Here is a 6000-nt window from a genome sequence, read left to right on the forward strand (position 1 = left end):
TGGATTTTAGACTAAAAATGCGTGATTGCTACGCAGTTACTTTGCAATTAGCAGGTATACAAAATTAACTGGAATGATTGGGAATATAACAACCACTCCAGTTAATTCCAGTTAATTAAATTGTTCTAACAATGTCTCCACAGAAGCATTGTGATCTAAGAAGGAAAATAAATGTCGATAGATTAATTTTCCTTCTTGATTTAATACAAACTGTGCTGGTAAAGGCGCTCCCAGGGCTTGTCCTACTTGATATGTACGAAATACATAACAACTTGGGTCACTTAACAATGGCATTTTCAAGTTTAAATCTTTGACCACTACTTGACTTTGCTTTTTGTCAGTACTAGTAATCAACAAAACTTCTATGCCGCGATTTTTAAATTGCTCATATTTTTCATTCAAATCTTTGATATGTGGATAGCAAAATGGACAATATTGTTTTTCTGTAAAAATCCGCGTAAAGGCGATTAAAACAGGTTGTTTACCTTTTAAATCAGATAGTTTTAACGTGCGATTATTTGTAATATCTGTCAATTTAAAATCTGGCGTTCCTACTCCCAGTCTGATCTCATCTAATGCTGGTTTTGGTAAAAAATTTCGGAAGAACCGCTCATTAAATAAACCAGTAAAATCTGTTGAGGTAAGCATAAAAATTAAATAAGTCAAAGACTAAAAATAAATATCAGGTAGTAAATGAAAAGAGGCAGGAGTGATGCAAAGTTTAAATTTTGAATCTTTTAATCCAAAATTCAAAATCTAAAATTCGCTCAAAAGTCAACATTAAAAAACTCCTGCCTCCAGTATAGCTGCTTGCTACTTCCTAAACAGCAGAGAAGTAAATTTTGGACTTCACTGGATCAGGATTCATAGTTTTGTCACCTGGTTGCCAACCTGCGGGGCAAACTTCATCGGGGTGAGACTGAACGTACTGAAGTGCTTGTAGTGTTCGCAGGGTTTCATCAACACTGCGACCAAAGGCTAGGTTGTTGATGGTAGCGTGTTGGAGAACACCATCTTTATCAATGATAAACAGACCACGCAAAGCAATACCAGCTGCTGGGTCGAGGACATTGTAATCGCTACTAATTTCTTTCTTGATGTCAGAAACTAGGGGATAATTTAAGTCACCGACACCACCAGATTTGCGATCTGTTTGAATCCAAGCTAGGTGAGAAAACTCACTATCAACAGAAACACCGAGTACTTCCGTGTTAAGCTTCTTGAATTCTTCGTAGCGATCGCTAAATGCTGTGATTTCAGTGGGGCAAACAAAGGTAAAGTCTAAGGGGTAAAAAAACAGGACGACATACTTGCCGCGATAGTCGGAAAGTTTAATGGTCTTAAATTCTTGATCTACTACAGCTGTTGCTGTAAAGTCTGGAGCCTGTTGGCCAACGCGGAGGCATCCTTCTGTTCCGTAAGTAAGGGTCATTAACCTAGTTCTCCTTCAACTTATATCCATTTTTTAGCGTTGGAATTCGGGTCAGTCAAAACTCACCCAGCCAAGCTGTCACAGTTTAATTACGATCTATTACGACTATATCATAGTCATAACGATTTTGAGTAGCTAATGACTGATTTAGACACAAGAGAATGGTTACTTACCAATGGCTTGGGTAGTTTTGCCAGTGGTACAGTTTCTGATGTTCGGACACGAACTTATCATGGTTGGTTGTTTGCCGCTATAAATCCCCCTGCTGGACGAAAATTACTGCTTTCTCACTTGGAAGCAAGTCTGGAAATACCAGGAAAAGTCATAGCACTGGGAACAAATTTTTGGGGTAGTGGTCAAATTGAACCAACAGGCTATAAACTGCTGCACAATTTTGATATTAACCCGGTTCCCAAATGGGTTTGGGGTGAGGAGAATTGGCAGTTAAGTAGACAGTTGGTGATGCCTTATGGGTGGGTAGGGGAAGGTAGGGAGAAGAAATTACCAATGCTCAATGCCCAAAGAACTTTAATCCAGTATCGCTATGAGGGTAAGGATGTAGGGATTTTAAGGTTAAGACTGTTAATAGGCGATCGCAATTTTCATCATCAGCAAACTGAAAGCGAGAAATTACAATTTTCCCAATTGGTCAGTCAACATTTAGTTTGTCTACAAGCGAACTTTGGTGGCGAATTTGGTACACCTTGGCATTTGCGTTGGACACAAGGAGAATATCAAGCAGATGGCGTTTGGTACTGGAATTATGGTTTACCAGAAGAAACAAAACGGGGATTAGGCGATCGAGAAGACCTCTATAGTCCCGGTTATTTAATAGCTAATCTCCAACCAGGAGATACAGTCACCCTAGAAGCAAAAGTAGGTTTACCCAATCCTCAACAACCGATGCTCTCCCCTGAAAGCTTTGCAGAGGCCGTAGAGGCAGAACAAGAAAGACTAGCTCAGATTTTCGGCTGGAGGCTAGAAGAAGCAGGGGAGCAGGGAGCAGGGGGCAGGGGAAGCAGGGGAGCAGGGGAGCAGGGGGAAAAAAACCAATTACCAATTACCAATCACCAGTCCCGAATTTGGCAACAACTACTTAAAGCCAGTGATCAATTTATTGTCTATCGTGCTTCCATTGCCGGGCCGACAGTAATTGCTGGATATCACTGGTTTAATGATTGGGGACGAGATACCTTGATTGCTTTACCGGGATTGACACTAGTTACACAGCGCTTTGATTTAGCTAAAGGTATATTAAAAACTTTTGGGCGTTACTGTCGTCATGGACTGATTCCCAATGCCTTTCCCAATGCTGACAGCGAACCGTTTTACAACAGTATTGATGCAGCTTTGTGGTGGATTGAAACTTTAGGACTTTATTTAGAAGCTACTCAAGATTGGCAGTTTTTAGTAGAGCAATTCCCAATGGTGCAGCAAATTCACAAAGCCTTTGTTGGTGGTACTCGCTACAATATCCAGGTGGATGCCATTGATGGGCTAATTTGTTGGGATGCTAATGGTGTGGCTCTTACCTGGATGGATGTGGTCATTGGGGGATTACCTATTACTCCCCGTCGTGGTAAGCCAGTAGAAATCAATGCTTTATGGTATTCAGCTTTATGTTGGTTGAGTCAATGGGCAGAACGTTTGAGCCAAATAGATTTAGGCAATTCTGTACGTTTAAATAATCAAGCCCAACGCTATGGACAGCAAGCAGAACAGGTAAAAGCTTCGTTGCAAAAGTTCTGGAATCCCCAGTTAGGCTATTTTTACGACTTCATTGCTCCAGATGATGGACGGAATTCGCAAATTCGCCCTAATGCTGTTTTGGCATTATCTTTGCATCATTGCGGTTTTTCTGAGCAGCAAGGTCGTCAAGTATTAGATTTGGCTACTTCCTGTTTGTTGACTCCCTATGGGTTGCGTAGTCTTGATCCAGGTGATCCAGAATATGTAGGCATATATGAGGGGAATTCAGAAAAGCGCGATCGCTCTTATCATCAAGGTACTGTCTGGACTTGGTTGATTGGTGCTTATATCCGGGCTTGGGAACGTTTTTACCCAGAGGAAACATTACCTTTTAATTGGGAACCGCTAATTAATCATTTTCTCTCTAGTGCTTGTATAAATTCAATCGCGGAAATTTTTGATGGTGATGCACCGCATATATCTAGGGGTGCGATCGCTCAAGCTTGGTCTGTGGCTGAGGTGATTCGGCATTTTAGATGATTGGATTTGATCAGCGATAGCACTTCTGACTTCTTCCAGCTTGCTCTACCTAAACCTTGAACTTACCTTCAGCAAAATCAAGTTTAAACTGCTCCAAACAGCTTTCTAATCGGGTCAACATTTCCTCAATACGAGCATCACTACTCAGAATGGGCTTGGCTGTTTTTACCAACTTAGACAGTTCCTGTGCTGTTTTTTGTTGTCTTAGCCACTCTTGTATTCGTCGGGCTGGAGTTAGGAGATGATCCCACGGACTAGAAGTATTGACTTTAGCCCATCCACCTGTTGAAGAACGAGGTTGATAGAAGCGTCCAAGGGAATAAGGCTGATACTCAAGCTGCATGGAAGCACACCAATCTTGCCACTTGATGGGCAGAATTGAAGAATTTGTCTTGACTGGAATCCACGGTGTTCTTAGGGCATCTGCAACGATCGCTCCATGCATTGCTTCACAAATAAGTACTTCTGTTTGCTGAATTTTTGTCAAAATATCCTGTATTTCCCAGGACGGACTGATATAGCCAAACCCCAGTTGATCACAAACCCTTTGCCAGCCATCTCCTGCCAAATCGTAGTGAGGCATATAGGAGAATTTATATTTCTTAGCAACCGAATTTTGATCAATTAACTTACGTAGTAAGAGTGCGCCATCGGTAATTGCCAAATTGCTGCTCACATTCAGGCTTTGTGCTGAGATTGGTCCTCGTAAACAGTAGATGTGGTAAGACTCATCAATAATAGGTATATCTTTTCCATAACCTACACCAGTGCTAAAGATAACTCTATGTTTTGCCTGAGGAGTGCGTCTTGGCAGTGCGTCATTAATTAAAGTACCAATACCAATAAAAGCAGAACTGGGATCTTCATCCAAAATCCCTGGAAGCAGCTGCTCCCACATCCAAGGATTAAGCGCATCTCCAAAATTTTGCCTGCCCTCTGGATACTTGCAATAGTAAAGTTTCATCGTTAACAGAATAGAAGATTTTTTCCTGTTTATAGTATCATAAAATACCATTATCCTGTAAATCCTTTAATCCTGGATATCCTGATATGGCTTGCGCCACGCTACGCTATCAGACAATTAAATATTAATAAAATCCGGTGCATTACATTTCATTAACGCACCCTACAGGATGAGCGATGCTTTCGGCAAGCGTAGCTATCGCTTTTAGTAATGAGTAATTTTCCAACCCTTTGCCAAAATCGTTTTTTCCTAGAGATAAATTTTCTAATCCTCCCAAAGTGTATAGATTTCTTCAAAAACCTCATCCCAACTTAAAGCAATAATTTCTGGTTTTTTACCCATTTCATCTCTAGCATCCTGTTTCGCAGATGTAAAACACTTATCCCAAATTGACTCTAAAAACTCTCGATTGAGACTTGGCATTTCCTCTTGACTATCGGCAATTTCTCGCCTTGCTGAACGAATAGAAATCACCCAACTAGGACTACGTTTTTCTGTTTGACATTTCCACTTAATTATATGCAGCATCAGTCGAGTTAATTGACTAATCACTGCCCTTTTTTCAGATCGCCCCATTGACTCTAATAAATTCTCCAAAATGTCATCAACCTCTGTCATTTTTCCCTCCTGTAGCAATTGCTTTGCCTTTACCACAGCTAAGTATGGCGATTGAAATACCAGTTTATTCCATGCTGCTGTCATGATTTATTACCTCTCTAGTATCGAGTAAACCTGTAGCCTGTAATTATTTTCCACAATAAGTTAAAGTAATTAGCAAATATGGTAATTTCATATCCTTTAATTTTAGCTAAAAAATTCGTGATTTTTTCTACTGTCTGAATGAGGATTTTAGTAACTTCAGGATAAAGATATGAAAATTAATCCTGAAAATCCTTTTTTGTCAGAATCAGGATGCTCAGGATTTGAGGATGTACAGGATGATTTTTTAATATTAATCTACATTTTCAGAAATTACGATAATTTAAACACCCCAGAATATCAATATCAAATATAATCCTGTTAATCCTTTTTTGTCAGAATCAGGATGCTCAGGATTTGAGGATGTACAGGATGATTTTTTAATATTAATCTACATCTTCTGAAATCGCAGTAATTCAAATATCCCATAATATCAAACTCAAATATAATCCTGTTAATCCTTTAATCCTGGATATCCTGATTCTGACAGTTAATTTTCATAAAAAACGGTGCATTACATTTCATTAACGCACCCTACAATATTAGCGATCGCACTGTCAAACATAGATTAGACATCTCCGAAAAAGAATTAAATTATGGTATAAGAATATAAAAGTGTATTTTTTGGTAAGACGTTATGGGCAGTATATTTGAATATATTCAGAGCAATCCTCAC

Annotated in this window: 5 protein-coding genes; 1 reads left to right on the forward strand and 4 read right to left on the reverse strand. The window is 39.6% G+C overall.

The window, feature by feature from the left end; all coding sequences use genetic code 11:
- Window positions 1-111 precede the first annotated feature (111 nt).
- Window positions 112-648 (reverse strand): peroxiredoxin family protein, encoded by a 537-nt coding sequence (locus tag H6G68_RS16950; protein ID WP_190907692.1) that lies wholly within the window; start codon window positions 646-648, stop codon window positions 112-114.
- A 172-nt stretch (window positions 649-820) separates the two neighbouring features.
- A complete protein-coding gene (locus H6G68_RS16955) occupies window positions 821-1432 on the reverse strand; it encodes a peroxiredoxin (protein ID WP_071188389.1) in 612 nt (203 codons plus the stop codon).
- Between the two features lie 138 nt (window positions 1433-1570).
- On the opposite strand from H6G68_RS16955, the gene H6G68_RS16960 reads away from it, so the two are divergent.
- Complete coding sequence (locus tag H6G68_RS16960) at window positions 1571-3661, forward strand: amylo-alpha-1,6-glucosidase (RefSeq protein ID WP_190907693.1); 2091 nt, start codon at window positions 1571-1573, stop codon at window positions 3659-3661.
- A 49-nt stretch (window positions 3662-3710) separates the two neighbouring features.
- Here the strand turns inward: H6G68_RS16960 and H6G68_RS16965 are convergent, their stop codons facing one another.
- On the reverse strand, window positions 3711-4625 hold the full coding sequence (locus tag H6G68_RS16965) for a polysaccharide pyruvyl transferase family protein (RefSeq protein ID WP_190907694.1): 915 nt from the start codon (window positions 4623-4625) through the stop codon (window positions 3711-3713).
- A gap of 264 nt (window positions 4626-4889) precedes the next feature.
- Complete coding sequence (locus H6G68_RS16970) at window positions 4890-5327, reverse strand: DUF29 domain-containing protein (RefSeq protein ID WP_190907695.1); 438 nt, start codon at window positions 5325-5327, stop codon at window positions 4890-4892.
- Window positions 5328-6000: the final 673 nt, after the last annotated feature.

The organism is Anabaena catenula FACHB-362, from assembly GCF_014698735.1.
GTDB lineage: Bacteria > Cyanobacteriota > Cyanobacteriia > Cyanobacteriales > Nostocaceae > Anabaena > Anabaena variabilis_A.

Bases quoted from the DNA above. Each gene is read 5' to 3' on its own strand.
- H6G68_RS16950 (WP_190907692.1), bottom strand. From the start codon at position 648: ATGCTTACCTCAACAGATTTTACTGGTTTATTTAATGAGCGGTTCTTC.
- H6G68_RS16955 (WP_071188389.1), bottom strand. From the start codon at position 1,432: ATGACCCTTACTTACGGAACAGAAGGATGCCTCCGCGTTGGCCAACAG.
- H6G68_RS16960 (WP_190907693.1), top strand. From the start codon at position 1,571: ATGACTGATTTAGACACAAGAGAATGGTTACTTACCAATGGCTTGGGT.
- H6G68_RS16965 (WP_190907694.1), bottom strand. From the start codon at position 4,625: ATGAAACTTTACTATTGCAAGTATCCAGAGGGCAGGCAAAATTTTGGA.
- H6G68_RS16970 (WP_190907695.1), bottom strand. From the start codon at position 5,327: ATGACAGCAGCATGGAATAAACTGGTATTTCAATCGCCATACTTAGCT.